The sequence below is a fragment of the Pseudothioclava arenosa genome (assembly GCF_002358085.1).
In the GTDB taxonomy this organism is placed as follows: Bacteria; Pseudomonadota; Alphaproteobacteria; order Rhodobacterales; family Rhodobacteraceae; genus Pseudothioclava; species Pseudothioclava arenosa.
In genome coordinates this window covers 227,674-245,132 of the sequence record NZ_NTJD01000001.1, presented here as the reverse complement: position 1 = coordinate 245,132, position 17,459 = coordinate 227,674, and the positions used below count along the sequence as shown (strand labels likewise).

Genomic DNA, 17,459 nt, shown 5'->3' with positions numbered 1-17,459 from the left:
GTCTGTCTTCCCGTCGTTCAAGCGCCCATCGCGCCAAGGATGAGGCCGATGAAGGCCATTTTGGCCAGCGCGTAGAGCACGGCGGCCGTCACGGCATAAGCGATCGCGTAGGCGGCGATGATAGCTGCCTTGCGGGCGGTGCCCTGCGCGTAATCCTCGATCATCATCTGCGCGCCCTTGGCGAAGTGGCGCATGCCGACAACGGTGACCAGCGCGGTGATGATCGCCGGGAAGGGACGCGAGAAGGTCGCGATCACTTCTTCCAGCGGCGCGCCGATGGTCGAGCCAAGGATGTACAGGAAGACGGGCACGAGGAAGGCCAGGCCCACGGCCGACATCGTCATGTACCAGTGATGCTCGGTGCCGGTGCCCGAGGCGCCTTTGCCTTCGGCGCGTTTGCGTGCGGTCAGGTAACGCATGATCGTCTCCTCAGACCAGAATGATGGTGATGATGGTCAGCACGACCGAACCGATGATCACGCCCATGCCGAGCTTTTCGGCGGTCTTGATCTCGAGGCCCTTGCCGGCGTCGAAATAGAGGTGACGCAGGCCGGCGAGGTAGTGATACCACACCGCCCAGATCGAGCCGAGGAAGACCAGCTTGCCGAACCACGAGGTCACAACGGCATTCGCGAAGTCGAAGTAGTCGGGGCTCGTCGCAGCGGCGAGAAGCCACCAGGCCACCAGGATCACAGCCACGATCAGGGCATTGCCGGTGATCCGCGTCAGGATCGACGTGATCGACGTAAGCTGTGGGCGATAGATTTGCAGATGCGGGGAAAGGGGCCGTTCCACCCGTTTCACGTCAGCCATAATGGGTCCCTCTGTCGCTGTGCCCCGAGCGGGCGGGCGCAAGGGGGCGCCACGCGATCCGGGGCTGGCCGGAATTGCCCCTACTCAATAGCGATTATTTCACGCGAGTCACGCGCGACTTGTACCAATTTTCGGGAAATCGTTACAAACAGGGGAGAAAAAGGCGGTTTGTGATCACATATTTTGGGGGCGTGATCACATATTCGCACCTAAAATTGCCGTTTGGGCAAGTTGCGGGCCCTGCCCCCGCGCGGGGAGTCGTTTTGAGGCAAAAGCGCCGCCGGGCAGGTCTCGGACATGAAAATACCCGCGGCATCGGCACCGCGGGTATCTGTTTTGGACCGTAACGGGTCGCTTATTTCGGCATCACCGCCCAGTAATCGAGGTCGAGCAGGACCTCGGGCTTGTACTTGCCGTCCTCGCCCTTCAGCGCGAAAGGCTCGGCGCCTTCTTTTACCGCGACGAGGCGCAGGCGGATCAGCCCGACGCCCGGCGCATCGGTATCAGCCTTATCCAGAACCTCGGACCAGGCTTTCACGGTATTGCCCGAGAAGCAGGGGTTCGCATGGGCGCCGCCGTTCAGCGCAACGATCATCTGCGCGTTGGCCAGCCCGTTGAACGAGAGCGCCCGCGCCATCGAGATCACATGGCCGCCATAGATCAGCCGCTGGCCGTCTTCGCGGAAGGTCGCGTCGAAATGCACCTTGGCGGTGTTCTGCCAGAGCCGCGTGGCGATCATGTGCTCGGCTTCCTCGATCGTCACGCCATCGACGTGGTCGATTTTCTCGCCGATCTCGTAATCGCCCCAGCGATGCGCCTCTCCGGCCAGATCGAAGTCATATTCCTCGAAGGTCAGCCCCTCGGGGATCGTGATGTCCTCGGGCGCGACCACCTTGGCCAGCGCGGGCAGCACGGTTTCGGGCGCGGGCGCATCGAGATTGCCTTTGCGCACCATCACCCAGCGCACGTATTCCAGCACGACCTCGTCCATCTGGTTCAGGCCGCGCGTGCGCACATAGACCACGCCCGACTTACCGTTGGAGTTCTCCTTGAGGCCGATCACCTCGGACTCCGAGCGCAGCGTGTCGCCCGGATAGACCGGCTTCAGCCAGCGGCCCTCGGCATAGCCAAGGTTCGCCACCGCGTTCAGCGACACGTCAGGCACGGTCTTGCCAAAGACCACGTGGAAGGCCACCAGATCGTCCAGCGGGCTGCCTTCGAGGCCGCAGGCGCCGGCGAATTCATCCGAGGAATAAAGCGCGTGGCGCGCCGGATAAAGCGCGTGATAGAGCGCCCGCTCGCCCTCGGCCACGGTGCGCGGCACGGCGTGGCGGATCACGTCGCCCACTTTGTAATCTTCGAAAAAGCGGCCCGGATTGGTCTTTGCCATGATCGTTCCTCGGTTGCGGCGCTACTGGGCGCCCAGTTTCATCTCGGGGTGATACTCCCCGTCCTTTTCCTTCACCACGGCCTGGCCGCAGCGCATCACGCCCTTGGCGGCGTCGAAGGCGTAGGTCGGCGAGCCGTGCAGCTCCCAGCCGCTGTTCAGCGCGGCGGTGACCTTGTGGCAGAACTCGCTGGTGTCGTCGGAGCTGAGGAAGCGGTAGAGTTTCATCGCGCGCCCCTCAGCCGAAAGCCGGATAGCCGAGCAGGTAGTGGATGCCTGCAATGGCGCCGAAAACCAGCAGCGTGCCGCCCAGCGCCATCGCCTCGAATTTCGCGGGCTTCGCCTTGGGGGGCGTCCATTTCGGCACGGCGCGGTTGATCAGAACGATCTCCAGCACCGCCCAGAGGCCCAGCCCGCCGAACAGCACGAAGCTCGGCACGTCGCCATTCACCAGGATATGCGCGATCGACCACAGGATCATCCCGATCAGCATCGGGTGGCGCATCTTGCGCGCCAGCGCCGTTTTCATCCCCGCAGCCGCGAACAGGTAAACCGAGACCAGCATCAACAGGTTATTGATGCCGACCGTCGCAGGGTGGCGGCCCCAGAACACAGCCCCCTCCGACATCCGGTAGCCGATCACCATCAGCACGATGCCAAGGCTGGCCAGCCCCGCCACCATCGGCTTCTCCGAGCCCTGCAGCGCCCGGTGAAACCCCGGAACCAGCCGTTTGCCCAGATGCGGCAGCGCCCACAAGAGGACGCCCAGAATAAGAAGTGCCATCGCGATTGCCCCTTAGCCGTTCAGCGCGGCGATCGCCTCCGCCTTGGCCAGCGTCTGCCGCGCCGTGACGATATGCAGATTCTCGACGATCCGGCCATCCACAACCGCGACACCAAGGCCATTCTTTTCGGCCTCCTCGAACGCGGCGATCTGACGCTTGGCCAGGTCGATCTCGGCCTCCGAGGGCGCAAAGGCGGCGTTGGTGATCTCGAGCTGCGCCGGGTGGATCAGCGTCTTGCCGTCAAAGCCCATGTCGCGGCCCTGCTCGCATTCGACCTTGAGCCCCTCGTCATCCTTGAAGGCGTTATAGACGCCATCGACGATGATCTTGCTGCAGGCCTTGGCGGCCAGCAGGCACAGGCCCAGCCCGGTTTGCAGGCCCAGACGGTCGGCGCGGAAACGCGTCTGCATTTCCTTGGCAAGGTCGTTCGTGCCCATCACCATGCCTTCAAGGCGCGGGTGCTGCGCGATCTCATGCGCGTTCAGCATGCCGAGTGCGGTTTCCATCATCGCCCAGAGCGGCACATCGGGCACCAGCGCGGCGACGGCATCAAGATCGGCGGCTTTCGAGACCTTCGGGATCAGGATCGCATCGACCTTGGCGCCATCCGCAATCGCGGCGGCGAAGGTCTTGCAGTCGTCCGCGCCCCATTCGGTATCGAGCCCATTGATCCGCACGATGCGCATCCGGTTGCCGTAATCGGCGGTCTTCAGGGTCTCGGCCAGCAGGCCGCGCGCATTGACCTTTTCATCCATGGCCACGGCGTCTTCGAGATCGAAGATGATCGCATCGCAGATCAGACCCGTGGCCTTTTCCAGAGCGCGCTCTTTCGAGCCGGGAATGTAAAGCACCGAGCGAGTGGGACGGTTCGCCATGATTCTGTCCTCCGAAATAAAGTTGCGTCAAATGTCACGATCGAGACAGAATCATCAACCCCCGATTTGCCGCATCGCAGAAAGGTTTCGCAACGGCCCCGCGATAGAATCGGTCCAGACTGATTTCAGCAATGAACGGCAGATCCGGCACCGATCCGCCCCGTCGCCGCCGCCTTCACCCGCCGAAAAAGTCGTGAATTGGCAATTTTCAGTGCACAATTGCATACAATGCGCCCCCTCACCGCGCAGCGCCCTTGCCACAACGGCCGCAAGCCGCTAATCCCCTCGGCGTCAGTTTCAACCCATCCATCCTGACTTTGGAGGACTCAAATGGCCCGACCCAAGATTGCCCTTATCGGCGCTGGTCAGATCGGCGGCACGCTCGCCCACCTCGCCGCGATCAAAGAACTCGGTGACGTCGTCATGTTCGACATTTCCGAAGGCACCCCGCAGGGCAAAGCCCTCGACATCGCTGAATCGGGCCCCTCGGAAGGCTTCGACGGCTCCTTCAAAGGCACCAACGACTACGCCGACATCGCCGACGCTGATGTCTGCATCGTCACCGCGGGCGTTCCGCGCAAGCCGGGCATGTCGCGCGACGACCTGCTGGGCATCAACCTGAAAGTCATGAAATCGGTCGGCGAAGGCATCAAGGCCCACGCTCCGAACGCCTTCGTGATCTGCATCACCAACCCGCTCGACGCGATGGTCTGGGCGCTGCAGAAGTTCTCGGGCCTGCCCGCGAACAAGGTCGTCGGCATGGCCGGCGTGCTCGACTCGGCCCGCTTCCGTCACTTCCTGTCGGTCGAATTCGGCGTCTCGATGCGCGACGTCACCGCCTTCGTTCTGGGCGGCCACGGCGACACCATGGTTCCCTCGGTCCGTTACTCGACCGTTGGCGGCATCCCGCTGCCGGACCTGGTCGAAATGGGCTGGACCTCGCAAGAGAAGCTCGACGCGATCGTGCAGCGCACCCGTGATGGCGGCGCCGAGATCGTTGGCCTGCTGAAAACCGGTTCGGCCTTCTACGCGCCGGCCACCTCGGCGATCGAAATGGCCGAAGCCTACCTGAAAGACCAGAAGCGCCTGCTGCCCTGCGCCGCCTATTGCGATGGCGAGCTGGGCGTGAAGGACATGTATGTCGGCGTGCCGACCATCATCGGCGCCGGCGGCATCGAGAAGGTCGTCGACATCAAGCTCAACAAAGAAGAGCAAGTGATGTTCGACAAGTCGGTCGACGCGGTGAAGGGCCTCGTCGAAGCCTGCAAAGGCATCGACCCGTCGCTGGCCTAATCGGCAAAAAACGAGTAGACTTAAAGGCGTACCTTCGGGTGCGCCTTTTTATTTTTTGGGAGGAGGACCCGTCATGCGTGCCATTCTGGCAGCCGCCGTGGTTTCCGCCCTGCCCGCCGTGGCACTGGCAGAGACCGATATTTCCACAGAGATTGCCGAAACCGGGATTGCGCCGACGCTGGCGCGGCTCTCGGCGCTGGACAGCCCCAGCGACGAGGAACGCTTTGCCATTGCGGGGCTCGAATTCCTGAACGCGCTCTCGCAGGCCTATCAGCTGCGCTGGGAGGTCGGCATGCCGCGCGATTTCGACATGATGTTCGGGATGGCCGGGCGCCTGCCCGAGAATGACACCACCCGCAACCTCGATCCGGCCGAGATCACCGCGCTGCTGAGCAACACGCTCGACGCGATGGAGCGCGCGCGCACGGCGCTGGCCGGGATTCCCGAGGACTCGGATTTCGGGCTGGTGCTGCGCTTTGGCGACCTCTGGATCGACCTCGACCGCGACGGCAAACGCGCCGAATACGAGGATTTCGCGGAGATGGTCGGCGTGACGATCTGGGGCTGGCAATGGATGCGTCAGGCCGAGCGGCCACCCCTGCCAGAGATCCGTTTTGACGTGGCCGATGCCGCCTGGCTCTCGGCCTATACCCACATGGTTGCGGGCTCGACCGAGATGATCCTCGCCTATGACCCCGAGCCGTCGATCGCCCGCGTGCTCGAGGCGAAATCGGTGCTGCGCGGCGCCACCGAGCCCGGCGGCCGCCAGCGCAACTTCGAAAGCTTCGTCGATCTGTTTGCGATCATCGACGGCACGCTGCGCCACGAACCCGCGGTCGCACGCACCGTCGCCGCGCGCGATCATTTCCTGTCGATGGTCGCGGAGAACCGCATCTTCTGGACGCGGGTCGAAGCCGAAACCGACAATGACCGCGAGTGGATCCCGAATGACGCACAGGTCTCGGCCACCGGCATCCCCTTCCCGAAAGGGATCGGCGCGAACTGGCAGCGGGTGCTTGCGGATGCCGAAGGGCTGCTGACGGGCAAACTGGCCGCGCCCTACTGGGACGTCGAAGGGTTCTTCATGGGCAACCCCGACAGCGCCTCGATCGGCATCGACATCTCGCGCCTGTTCACCGAGCCACGCCCGATCGACCTTGTGGGCTGGATCCAGGGCTGGGGCGCCCTGCCCTATCTGAGCGACGCCCCGCTGGTCACCTCGGCAAACGTGCAGCGGTTCGAGATGCTGGTCTCGGGACAGGCGCCGCTGTTCATGGTGTTCCTGAACTGACTTCATGGCGCTGCGCCCCTTGTTTTCATGGGGGCGCAGGCCAGTTGACGTTGCGTCGCTTTGCAGATGTTTCCGAGGCGTGGACACATCTTTGCAGATGCTGCGCCGCAGCGCCCGCCAGCAGAGTGAGTCGCGGGAAAACCGGGCTACTGTCAAAATTCCGAATAATTGTGATCACACCCCCTAAAACTGTGATCACAAAAGGCGCTTTTATGCCCGAAAAGGCGGCGAAGACGCATTTATAGTTTTGTTACATGCCCAAGCTGTGACAAAAGGCCCCAAATCGCACCAGCATGGGAAAATGCCATGAACATTCATGAATATCAGGCGAAGCAGCTCCTCAAGAGCTACGGCTGCCCGGTCTCGGAAGGCCGCGCGGTCCTGAAGGCGGAAGACGCCAAGACTGCCGCGGGTGAGCTTGACGGTCCGCTCTGGGTCGTGAAAGCCCAGATCCACGCCGGCGGCCGCGGCAAGGGCAAGTTCAAGGAAGCCGAAGCTGGCGAAAAGGGCGGTGTGCGCCTGGCCAAGTCGGTGGAAGAAGCTGCCGAAGAAGCCAAGAAGATGCTCGGCCGCACGCTGGTGACCCACCAGACCGGCCCGGCCGGCAAGCAGGTGAACCGCATCTACATCGAAGCCGGTTCGGACATTTCGCGCGAACTCTACCTCGCGCTGCTGGTTGACCGCGCCACCTCGCGCATCTCGGTCGTGTGCTCGACCGAGGGAGGCATGGACATCGAAGAAGTCGCCGCCTCGACCCCCGAGAAAATCCTGACCATCACCATCGACCCGGCCACCGGCTACATGCCGTTCCACGGTCGCCGCGTCGCCTTCGCGCTCGGCCTCGAAGGCGGTCAGGTCAAGCAGATGACTGCTCTGCTCGGCAACCTCTACCGTGCCTTCGTCGAGAAGGACATGGAGATGCTGGAAATCAACCCGCTGATCGTCATGGAAGACGGCAACCTCAAGCTGCTTGACGCCAAGCTCGGCTTCGACGGCAACGCGGTCTACCGCCACGCCGATGTCGCCGCCCTGCGCGACGAGACCGAAGAAGACCCGAAAGAACTCGCAGCGTCGAAATACGACCTCAACTATATCGCGCTCGACGGCGAGATCGGTTGCATGGTGAACGGCGCGGGTCTGGCGATGGCCACCATGGACATCATCAAGCTCTACGGCGCCGAGCCGGCGAACTTCCTCGACGTTGGCGGCGGCGCCACCAAAGAGAAAGTGACCGAAGCCTTCAAGATCATCACCTCGGACCCGAAAGTTAAGGGCATCCTCGTGAACATCTTCGGCGGCATCATGCGCTGCGACATCATCGCCGAGGGCGTCATCGCCGCGGTGAAGGAAGTCGGCCTGCAGGTTCCGCTGGTTGTGCGCCTCGAAGGCACCAACGTGGAACTGGGCAAGGAAATCATTGCGAATTCGGGCCTGAACGTGATCGCGGCGGACAACCTCGCCGACGGCGCCCAGAAGATCGTGAAAGCGGTGAAAGGCTAAGAACATGGCAGTCCTCGTCAACGAAAACACCAAAGTCATCTGCCAGGGCTTCACCGGCTCGCAGGGCACGTTCCACTCGGAACAGGCGATCGCCTACGGCACCAAGATGGTCGGCGGCGTCACCCCGGGTAAAGGCGGCACCTCGCACCTGAACCTGCCGGTGTTCAACTCGGTCCACGAAGCGAAACACGTGACCGGCGCCAACGCGACCGCGATCTACGTGCCCCCGCCCTTCGCGGCCGACTCGATCCTCGAAGCGATCGACGCCGAGATGGAACTGATCGTCTGCATCACCGAGGGCATTCCGGTGCTCGACATGATGCGCGTGAAGCGTGCGCTGATCGACAGCAAATCGCGCCTCGTCGGCCCGAACTGCCCCGGCGTCATCACGCCGGACGCCTGCAAGATCGGCATCATGCCGGGCCACATCCACATGCGTGGCTCGTGTGGCGTCGTCTCGCGCTCGGGCACGCTGACCTATGAAGCCGTGAAACAGACCACCGACCTCGGCCTCGGCCAGTCGTCGGCTGTCGGCATCGGCGGCGACCCGATCAAGGGCACCGAGCATATCGACGTGCTCGACATGTTCCTGGACGACCCGGAAACCACCTCGATCATCATGATCGGCGAAATCGGCGGTTCGGCCGAGGAGGAAGCCGCGGAGTTCCTGAAGGAGCAGAAGAAAAAAGGTCGCTGGAAGCCGGTTGCGGGCTTCATCGCGGGCCGCACGGCGCCTCCGGGCCGCCGCATGGGTCACGCCGGCGCCATCGTTTCGGGCGGCAAAGGCGACGCCGAGTCGAAGATCGAAGCAATGCGTTCGGCGGGCATCGTTGTCGCCGAAAGCCCCGCCCATCTCGGCGAAGCCGTGATGAAGGCGATCAAGGGCGAATAAGCCTTTCGGGTGCGGGGCTGCCCTTCGGGGTGGCCCCTACCCTGCGCTTCGGCGCAACTCGCAAGAGCAAAACAGAGAGTGGGCCCCCTCTGCTTTGCTCTTTCGAGCCTCGCTCGGGAGTTTCGGCACCCTGCCGAACTGGGAGAGAGAAGATGATGATCGCGCTTTCGCCGGGGTATCGCCCCGGAGACGCATTGGTCCTTTGCGCGCCTCGGCGCGGCGCCCCGGCGCCGGCCCCGGTCGTCTCGTCCCGCGCCCTCCCCGCTCACCATCACGCATCGCCCGCGACGGAGGCCCGACGCCTCCGCCCGATCACCGCCGCCGCGCCCCGCTTTTGCGCTGCGTGACGGCCCCGACCTCAACCGACACCGGACTCAGGTGAAACCATGAACGATCAGACCCCCAACGATCAGCTCCACGCTTCCTCCTTCCTGCAAGGGGCGAACGCGGACTATGTCGAACAGCTCTATGCCCGTTACGCGCAGGATCCGGCCTCGGTCGATGCTGCCTGGGCCGAGTTCTTTGCCACGCTTGGCGACGACCAGCTTTCGGTGACGAAATCGGCGCAGGGCGCGTCCTGGGATCGCGCCGACTGGCCGCCGGTTCCCGCCGATGAGCTGACCGCCGCGCTGACCGGCGAATGGCCGGCCCCGAAAGAGGCCAAGGGCGCTGGCGACAAGATCAAGGCGAAAGCCGCCGAGAAGGGCGTCGAAGTATCGGACGAGGCGGTGAAACGCGCCGTGCTCGACTCGATCCGCGCGCTGATGATCATCCGCGCCTACCGTATCCGCGGCCACCTGATCGCCGATCTCGACCCGCTGGGCATGCGCGACAAGACCCCGCATCCGGAACTTGACCCGCGCAGCTACGGCTTCGCCGACGCCGACATGGATCGCCCGATCTTCATCGACAACGTTCTGGGCCTCCAGATCGCCTCGATGCGCCAGATCATCGACGTGCTCAAGCGCACCTATTGCGGCACCTTCGCGCTGCAATACATGCATATCTCGAACCCCGAGGAAGCCGGCTGGCTGAAAGAGCGGATCGAGGGCTATGGCAAGGAAATCGCCTTCACCCGCGAAGGGCGCCGCGCGATCCTGAACAAGCTGGTCGAGGCCGAGGGCTTCGAGAAGTTCCTGCACGTGAAATACATGGGCACCAAGCGTTTCGGCCTCGATGGCGGCGAAGCGCTGATCCCGGCGATGGAAGGCATCATCAAGCGCGGCGGTCAGCTGGGCCTGAAGGAAATCGTCATCGGCATGCCGCACCGCGGCCGCCTGTCGGTGCTGGCCAACGTGATGTCGAAGCCCTACCGCGCAATCTTCCACGAATTCCAGGGCGGTTCCTACAAGCCCGATGACGTGGACGGTTCGGGCGACGTGAAATACCACCTCGGCGCCTCGGCGGACCGTGAGTTCGACGGCAACAAGGTGCACCTGTCGCTGACCGCGAACCCCTCGCACCTCGAGGCGGTGAACCCGGTCGTGCTGGGCAAGGTCCGCGCCAAGCAGGACCAGCTGGGTGATACCGAGGCACGCACCGCGGTGCTGCCGATCCTGCTGCACGGCGACGCGGCCTTTGCCGGTCAGGGCGTCGTGGCCGAGTGTCTCCAGCTTTCGGGGATCAAGGGCCATCGCACCGGCGGCTGCATCCATATCGTGGTGAACAACCAGATCGGCTTCACCACCGCGCCGCATTTCTCGCGCACCTCGCCCTATCCGACGGATATCGCGCTGATGGTGGAAGCCCCGATCTTCCACGTGAACGGCGACGATCCGGAGGCGGTCTGCCACGCAGCCAAGGTCGCGATCGAATTCCGCCAGAAATTCGCCAAGGACGTGGTCATCGACATGTTCTGCTACCGTCGCTTCGGTCACAACGAAGGCGACGAGCCCATGTTCACCAACCCGCAGATGTACAAGAACATCAAGGGTCACAAGACCACGCTGCAGCTCTACACCGAGCGCCTCGTTGCCGACGGGCTGATCCCGGAAGGCGAGATCGAGGACATGAAGGCCGCGTTCCAGTCGCACCTGAACGAAGAGTTCGAGATCGGCAAGGCGTTCAAGCCGAACAAGGCCGACTGGCTCGATGGCCGCTGGAAGCACCTCGACCGCGAAAAAGGCGACTATGACGCGGGCGTCACCTCGGTTTCCGAGGAAGCCTTCCAGGAGATCGGCCGCGGCCTGACCTCCTACCCCGAGAATTTCGACATCCACAAAACCGTGGCGCGTCAGCTCGAGGCCAAGAAGGCGATGTTCGAGAGCGGCAAGGGCTTTGACTGGGCGACCGGCGAAGCGCTGGCCTTCGGCTCGCTCGTGGCCGAGGGCTTCCCGGTCCGCCTCGCAGGTCAGGACTGTACCCGCGGCACCTTCTCGCAGCGTCATTCGGGCCTGATCGACCAGTCCACCGAAGAGCGTTACTACCCGCTGAACCACATCAAACCGGGTCAGGCGCGCTACGAGGTCATCGACTCGATGCTCTCGGAATACGCGGTGCTGGGCTTCGAATACGGCTACTCGCTGTCGGAACCGAACGCGCTGACGCTCTGGGAGGCACAGTTCGGCGACTTCGCCAACGGCGCGCAGATCATGTTCGACCAGTTCATCAACTCGGGCGAGCGCAAATGGCTCCGGATGTCGGGCCTCGTCTGCCTGCTGCCGCATGGCTTCGAGGGTCAGGGCCCCGAGCACAGCTCGGCGCGTCTGGAACGCTTCCTGCAGCTCTCGGCGGAAGATAACTGGATCGTGGCGAACTGCTCGACCCCGGCGAACTACTTCCACATCCTGCGTCGCCAGATCCACCGCAACTTCCGCAAGCCGCTGATCATGATGACGCCGAAGTCGCTTCTGCGTCACCCGCTCTGCGTCTCGAAGGCCGAGGAATTCACCACCGGTTCGTTCTTCCGCCGCGTGATGTGGGACGATGCCGACCCGCAGCATTCGGGCAACTCGGAGTTCAAGCTGGCGGGCGACGACAAGATCAAGCGCGTCGTGATCTGCTCGGGCAAGGTCTATTACGACCTGCTCGCCGAGCGCGACAAGCGTGGCCTCGAGGATGTCTACATCCTGCGCCTCGAACAGTTCTACCCGTTCCCGGCGCATTCGATGGTCAACGAGCTGTCGCGCTTCAAGGGTGCCGAAATCATCTGGTGCCAGGAAGAGCCGAAGAACCAAGGCGCCTGGACCTTCGTCGAGCCCAATATCGAATGGGTTCTCGGCAAGATCGACGCCAAACATTCCCGCGCCCGCTATGCCGGTCGTGCGGCCTCGGCCTCGCCCGCGACGGGTCTGGCCAGTCGCCACAAGGCCGAGCAAGAGGCGCTGGTCAACGATGCACTGGAGGGCTGATAAATGACCGAAGTTCGCGTCCCCACCCTGGGCGAATCCGTCACCGAGGCGACCGTCGCCACCTGGTTCAAGAAGCCGGGCGATGCGGTTGCCGTCGATGAAATGCTCTGCGAGCTGGAAACCGACAAGGTCACCGTCGAGGTGCCGGCGCCCGCCGCTGGCACCCTCGCCGAGATCATCGCCGCCGAAGGCGAGACCGTCGGCGTCGACGCCCTCCTTGCCGTGATTTCCGAGGGCGCGGCCGCCGCCGCCCCCGCCCCCAAACAAGAGACCGGCGCCCAGGCCGCGCCCCAATCCAATGAGGTCAAAATGACGGACGTTATGGTCCCCACGCTCGGTGAATCGGTTGCCGAGGCCACGGTGTCCACCTGGTTCAAGAAAGTGGGCGACACCGTTGCCCAGGACGAGATGCTCTGCGAGCTGGAAACCGACAAGGTGTCGGTCGAGGTTCCCGCGCCCTGCGCTGGCGTTCTGACCGAGATCGTCGCCCCCGAAGGCACGACCGTCGACGCCTCGGCCAAGCTGGCCGTGATCGCCGAGGGTGCCTCGGCAGGCGCCGCCGCCCCGGCCGCTGCCGCCGCTCCGGCTGCCGCCGCCCCGGCCGCCTCGGGCGCGAAAGACGTCGAGAACGCGCCCTCCGCCAACAAGCTGATGGCGGAAAAAGGCATCGACCCGGCTTCGGTCCAGGGCTCGGGCAAAGACGGCCGCATCATGAAGGAAGACGTGATGGCCGCCGCCGCGAAACCGGCCGTCTCGATCGCCCCGGCCCCCGCCGCCGCGCCGCGCGGCCCGGTCAATGCCGATGACGCCGCCCGCGAAGAGCGCGTGAAAATGACCCGCCTGCGCGCCACCATCGCGCGCCGCCTGAAGGACGCGCAGAACACCGCCGCGATGCTGACCACCTATAACGAGGTGGACATGACCGAGGTGATGGCGCTGCGCAACACCTACAAGGATGCCTTCGAGAAGAAACACGGCGTGCGCATGGGCTTCATGTCCTTCTTCACCAAGGCCTGCTGCCACGCGCTGAAGGAAGTGCCGGAAGTCAACGCCGAGATCGACGGCGGCGACATCGTCTACAAGCACTACGTCCACATGGGCGTGGCCGCTGGCACCCCGACGGGCCTCGTGGTTCCGGTCATCCGCGACGCCGACCAGATGTCGTTTGCCGATATCGAAAAAGCGATCGCCGAAAAGGGCAAGCGCGCCCGTGACGGCAAGCTGTCGATGGCGGAAATGCAGGGCGGCACCTTCACCATCTCGAACGGTGGCGTCTATGGCTCGCTGATGTCCTCGCCGATCCTGAACCCGCCGCAGTCGGGTATCCTCGGCATGCACAAGATCCAGGACCGCCCGATGGTCATCAACGGCGAGATCAAGATCCGCCCGATGATGTACCTGGCGCTCAGCTACGATCACCGCATCGTCGACGGCAAGGGCGCCGTGACCTTCCTCGTGCGCGTCAAAGAGGCGCTGGAAGATCCGCGCCGCCTGCTGATGGATCTGTGATCTGACGCAACCCAACCGGGGCGGCCCCGCGCCGCCCCTTTCCATTCCCGCCCCTTCTTCTTGGCTGAAATACGCCCGGGGGGCACGGGGGGCAGCGCCCCCCGCCGTAGTCAAAGGAAACTCCAATGGCAGATTTCGACGTTATCGTGATCGGCGGCGGCCCGGGTGGCTATGTCTGTGCGATCCGCTGTGCGCAACTAGGCCTCAAGACCGCTTGTGTCGAAGGGCGCGAAACGCTGGGCGGCACCTGCCTCAACGTGGGCTGCATTCCGTCCAAGGCGCTTTTGAACGCGACGCACCAGTTGCACGAGGCCGAGCATAACTTCGCCAAGATGGGCCTGAAGGGCAAAAGCCCCTCGGTCGACTGGAAGCAAATGCAGGCCTATAAGGACGATGTCATCGGCGGCAACACCAAGGGCATCGAATTCCTGTTCAAGAAGAACAAGGTAACCTGGCTCAAGGGCTGGGGCTCGATCCCGGCGGCCGGTCAGGTCAAGGTCGGCGACGAGGTCCACTCGGCCAAGAACATCATCATCGCCACCGGCTCCGAGGCCGCCTCGCTGCCCGGCATCGAGATTGACGAAGACACCGTCGTCACCTCGACCGGCGCGCTGTCGCTGAAAAAGATTCCGAAATCGGTCGTGGTGATCGGTGCGGGCGTGATCGGGCTTGAAATGGGTTCGGTCTACAGACGCCTCGGCGCCGAGGTGACCGTGGTCGAATTCCTCGACGCGATCACGCCGGGCATGGATGGCGAAGTGGCCAAGTCCTTCCAGAAGATCCTCGCCAAGCAGGGCATCGACTTCGTGCTCGGCGCCGCAGTGCAGGGCGTGACCAAGGGCAAGGGCAAGAACACCGTCGCCTACAAGCTGCGCAAGGACGAGAGCGAGCACACGCTCGACGCCGAAGTCGTGCTGGTCGCCACCGGCCGCAAGCCCTACACCGACGGGCTCGGCCTCGCCGAGCTGGGCGTCGAGATGGAGCCGCGCGGCCAGATCAAGACCGATGCGCATTGGGCGACCAACGTCAAAGGCATCTACGCGATCGGCGACGCGATCGTGGGCCCGATGCTCGCCCACAAGGCCGAGGACGAAGGCATGGCGGTGGCCGAAGTAGTCGCCGGCAAGCATGGCCACGTGAACTACGACGTGATCCCCGGTGTGATCTACACCACCCCCGAGGTTGCCTCGGTCGGCAAGACCGAAGAGGCGCTGAAGGCCGAGGGCCGCGCCTACAAGGTCGGCAAGTTCAGCTTCATGGGCAACGCCCGCGCCAAGGCCGTGTTCCAGGCCGACGGTTTCGTGAAGCTGATCGTCGATGCGGCGAGCGACCGCATCCTCGGCTGCCACATCATCGGCCCGGCCGCTGGCGACATGATCCACGAGATCTGCGTCGCGATGGAATTCGGGGCTTCGGCTCAGGATATCGCGCTGACCTGCCACGCCCACCCGACCTATTCGGAAGCGGTGCGCGAAGCGGCTCTGGCCTGCGGCGACGGCGCGATCCACGCCTGATCCGGCACTCCGGAAACGACGAAAGGGCGGCCCTCGGGTCGCCCTTTTTCGATCGCGCGCAGGCGTCTCGGTAGAATTGCGTATTTGGACCAAGAAGAAACTGCGCGCTTCTTCTTGGATCAAATACGCTTCCTAGCCTGCCAGATGGCGCAGGCCCTGGGTCACGTCGGTGCGCACGGCAAGACGCAGTGCGGGCTCGTCTCCGGCGCGCAGCGCGGCGAGGATCATCCGGTGATGGCGCGGCGGCTCGTTGCGCGAGATCCGGTTGTAGAGAGCGCGCATCGTCGGACCGAGCTGCAGCCAGACGGTTTCGATCACCGCCAGCATCGCGGGCGCCTGGGCGCGCAGGTAGAGCGTGCGGTGGAACTCGAGATTGGTGCGGATGTAGCTGACCGGGTCCTGCTTCGCGACCGCCTCGGCGTTGAGCGAGTTGATCGCGGCGAGCCGGTCGATCAGCGCGAGGTGGGCGCGCGGCAGGGCACGGGCGGCCAGCTCTGGCTCGATCAGGGCGCGCAGGGCGGCAAGTTCCTCGATCCGCTCGTTCGACAGCTCGGGCGTCGCGACACGCCCCGAGGAGGACAGCATCAGCGCGCCTTCCGCCACCAGCCGCCGCAGGGCCTCGCGCGCGGGGGTCATCGAGACGCCATGCTGCTTGCCAAGCCCGCGCAGCGTCAACGGTTGGCCGGGCAAGAGCTCGCCATGCATGATCTGCTGACGCAGGCTGCGATACAGCCGGTCATGCGCGGCGCTTTCGATCGGGCGTGAGGTGCTGGTGGTCATGCCCTGTTGTGATCACAAAACGGCGCGCCGTCAATCAGTCTCGGAAGCGGATCGCCTGCAGCGCCCCGCCCTCGCGCTTGAGCCAGGCACGCTCGCTGCGGTAGCCCGGGCAGAGCCGCGCGACCACGGCCCAGAAATCGGGCGAGTGGTTCATTTCCTGCAGATGCGCGACCTCGTGGGCGGCGACGTAATCCAGCACCGAGGGCGGCGCCATCACCAACCGCCAGTTGTAGCTGAGCGCGCCCGCGTGGCTGCACGAACCCCAGCGCGAGCGCGTATCGCGTAGCGTGATACGCGAGAACGGACGCCCGAGGCGGCCGGCATGGGTCTCAGTGGCGGCCTGAAGGCGCTGGCGGGCGGCAAGCTTGAGAAAGGCCTCGATCCTAGCGCCGAGCCGCGCCGGGTCCTCGGGCGCCAGCAACCGGTCGCCCTCGATCCGCGGCGCGCGGAGCTGCGCGGCTTCGAGCCGCAGCGGGCGGCCCTCAAAAGGCAGCTCCATCCCGAACCGCACTGTCACGGGCGGCGCGATCCCGGCCAGCGTTTCGGCGATCCAGACGGCGTGCCCCTGAGCGAAGCGCAGCGCCTCGCGCTCTGTCCCGCGCTGCGGCAGCGTCAGCGTCACCGCCCCGTCATGGCGCGACACCCGCAGCGCATAGCGACGCGCCCGTGCCGAGCGGCGCAGCCGCAGCGCGATCTCGGATCCGTCTGGCAAGGTGAGTCGGGTCAGAGCGGGCTCCTTGCGGCGGTTTGCGGGCCTTGCGGGGCACGAGGCCGCACCATTGCCGGGTTCTCCACGAAAAGGCTTTGACACCCCGGGGACATTGTGGCAGTTGGCCTCGACTCTCTGTTTAGAGCGAAGCCAGGAGATTTCCATGCCGAAAGAGGAATGGGGCGTCAAGCGCCTCTGCCCCCATTGCGCGAGCCGGTTCTATGACCTCAACAAGAACCCGATGACCTGCCCGGTCTGCTCGAACAGCTTCACGCTGGAAAGCATCACCGAAGGCCGCAGCCGCGTGCTCATCGCCGAAAAATCGACCCCGAAGAACCAGGTCGATATGGATGATCTGGACGATACGGATCTGGACGATGACGCAGGTGATGTCGATCTCGACGATGACCTGCTCGAGGATGATGACGACGATAACGTCTCGCTCGACGAAATCGCCGATGTCAGCTCGAACGACGACGACAGCTGATCGGTCGCAGGGCGAAATTACCGGGCGCGAGGGGCAACCTTCGCGCCTTTTTTCTTGCGCGCGGTTTTTTCAACACGGCGCGAATTTTCCTCTTGCGCCCGTATCTCGATCTGCCTATACGCCTCCCACACGGACCGGGCAGCGCCCGGGACAGACCTCCGGTGGGGCCATAGCTCAGTTGGGAGAGCGCTTGAATGGCATTCAAGAGGTCAGGGGTTCGACTCCCCTTGGCTCCACCAAATCTCCTCATATGACAACAAGATCAGTAACTTGC

16 protein-coding genes and 1 tRNA gene are annotated in these 17,459 nt (G+C 64.2%); 9 read left to right on the top strand and 8 right to left on the bottom strand.

The window, feature by feature from the left end; all coding sequences use genetic code 11:
* Positions 1–17: 17 nt before the first annotated feature.
* From sdhD to CLN94_RS01155, 6 genes are all read right to left on the bottom strand, one after another.
* Positions 18–419 (bottom strand): succinate dehydrogenase, hydrophobic membrane anchor protein, encoded by a 402-nt coding sequence (sdhD, locus tag CLN94_RS01180; protein WP_096430159.1) that lies wholly within the window; start codon positions 417–419, stop codon positions 18–20.
* Between the two features lie 10 nt (positions 420–429).
* Positions 430–813 (bottom strand): succinate dehydrogenase, cytochrome b556 subunit, encoded by a 384-nt coding sequence (gene sdhC, locus CLN94_RS01175; RefSeq protein ID WP_096430157.1) that lies wholly within the window; start codon positions 811–813, stop codon positions 430–432.
* A 355-nt stretch (positions 814–1,168) separates the two neighbouring features.
* Positions 1,169–2,203 carry a MaoC family dehydratase gene (locus tag CLN94_RS01170; RefSeq protein WP_096430155.1) on the bottom strand — a complete coding sequence of 345 codons (1,035 nt, stop codon included), beginning with the start codon at positions 2,201–2,203 and terminating at the stop codon, positions 1,169–1,171.
* Positions 2,204–2,224: 21 nt separating this feature from the next.
* Positions 2,225–2,428, bottom strand: coding sequence for a DUF1737 domain-containing protein (locus CLN94_RS01165; protein ID WP_096430153.1), 204 nt, complete (start codon positions 2,426–2,428; stop codon positions 2,225–2,227).
* A 10-nt stretch (positions 2,429–2,438) separates the two neighbouring features.
* Positions 2,439–2,984 (bottom strand): NnrU family protein, encoded by a 546-nt coding sequence (locus CLN94_RS01160; protein WP_096430151.1) that lies wholly within the window; start codon positions 2,982–2,984, stop codon positions 2,439–2,441.
* 12 nt (positions 2,985–2,996) lie between these two features.
* Entirely contained in the window at positions 2,997–3,860 is an 864-nt protein-coding gene (locus CLN94_RS01155) for an HpcH/HpaI aldolase/citrate lyase family protein (protein ID WP_096430149.1), read from the bottom strand.
* Positions 3,861–4,190: 330 nt separating this feature from the next.
* Here CLN94_RS01155 and mdh point away from each other — a divergent pair, with 330 nt between their 5' ends.
* The 7 genes from mdh (at position 4,191) to lpdA (ending at position 15,209) form a co-directional block, all read left to right on the top strand.
* Entirely contained in the window at positions 4,191–5,153 is a 963-nt protein-coding gene (gene mdh, locus CLN94_RS01150) for a malate dehydrogenase (protein ID WP_096430147.1), read from the top strand.
* A gap of 73 nt (positions 5,154–5,226) precedes the next feature.
* Positions 5,227–6,444 carry a hypothetical protein gene (locus tag CLN94_RS01145; RefSeq protein WP_096430145.1) on the top strand — a complete coding sequence of 406 codons (1,218 nt, stop codon included), beginning with the start codon at positions 5,227–5,229 and terminating at the stop codon, positions 6,442–6,444.
* A gap of 306 nt (positions 6,445–6,750) precedes the next feature.
* Positions 6,751–7,944, top strand: a complete 1,194-nt coding sequence (gene sucC, locus CLN94_RS01140; RefSeq protein ID WP_096430143.1) for an ADP-forming succinate--CoA ligase subunit beta — start codon at positions 6,751–6,753, stop codon at positions 7,942–7,944.
* Positions 7,945–7,948: 4 nt separating this feature from the next.
* The gene (gene sucD / locus CLN94_RS01135) at positions 7,949–8,836 is read left to right on the top strand and encodes a succinate--CoA ligase subunit alpha (RefSeq protein WP_096430141.1); all 888 of its coding nucleotides are present in this window, start codon (positions 7,949–7,951) and stop codon (positions 8,834–8,836) included.
* 386 nt (positions 8,837–9,222) lie between these two features.
* Positions 9,223–12,186 carry a 2-oxoglutarate dehydrogenase E1 component gene (locus CLN94_RS01130; RefSeq protein ID WP_096430139.1) on the top strand — a complete coding sequence of 988 codons (2,964 nt, stop codon included), beginning with the start codon at positions 9,223–9,225 and terminating at the stop codon, positions 12,184–12,186.
* A gap of 3 nt (positions 12,187–12,189) precedes the next feature.
* On the top strand, positions 12,190–13,695 hold the full coding sequence (odhB, locus tag CLN94_RS01125; protein ID WP_096430137.1) for a 2-oxoglutarate dehydrogenase complex dihydrolipoyllysine-residue succinyltransferase: 1,506 nt from the start codon (positions 12,190–12,192) through the stop codon (positions 13,693–13,695).
* 125 nt (positions 13,696–13,820) lie between these two features.
* A complete protein-coding gene (gene lpdA / locus CLN94_RS01120) occupies positions 13,821–15,209 on the top strand; it encodes a dihydrolipoyl dehydrogenase (RefSeq protein WP_096430135.1) in 1,389 nt (462 codons plus the stop codon).
* Between the two features lie 132 nt (positions 15,210–15,341).
* On the opposite strand, the gene CLN94_RS01115 is transcribed toward lpdA, so the two are convergent.
* Together CLN94_RS01115 and CLN94_RS01110 are read right to left on the bottom strand one after the other, a co-directional pair.
* Complete coding sequence (locus CLN94_RS01115) at positions 15,342–15,989, bottom strand: GntR family transcriptional regulator (protein WP_096430133.1); 648 nt, start codon at positions 15,987–15,989, stop codon at positions 15,342–15,344.
* Positions 15,990–16,023: 34 nt separating this feature from the next.
* Positions 16,024–16,701, bottom strand: coding sequence for a M48 family metallopeptidase (locus CLN94_RS01110; RefSeq protein WP_245845013.1), 678 nt, complete (start codon positions 16,699–16,701; stop codon positions 16,024–16,026).
* Positions 16,702–16,861: 160 nt separating this feature from the next.
* Between CLN94_RS01110 and CLN94_RS01105 the strand changes: the two genes are divergently transcribed.
* Both CLN94_RS01105 and CLN94_RS01100 read left to right on the top strand, forming a co-directional pair.
* The gene (locus CLN94_RS01105) at positions 16,862–17,185 is read left to right on the top strand and encodes an FYDLN acid domain-containing protein (protein ID WP_096430129.1); all 324 of its coding nucleotides are present in this window, start codon (positions 16,862–16,864) and stop codon (positions 17,183–17,185) included.
* A gap of 163 nt (positions 17,186–17,348) precedes the next feature.
* A tRNA-Ala gene (locus CLN94_RS01100) sits at positions 17,349–17,424 on the top strand.
* Positions 17,425–17,459 lie beyond the last annotated feature (35 nt).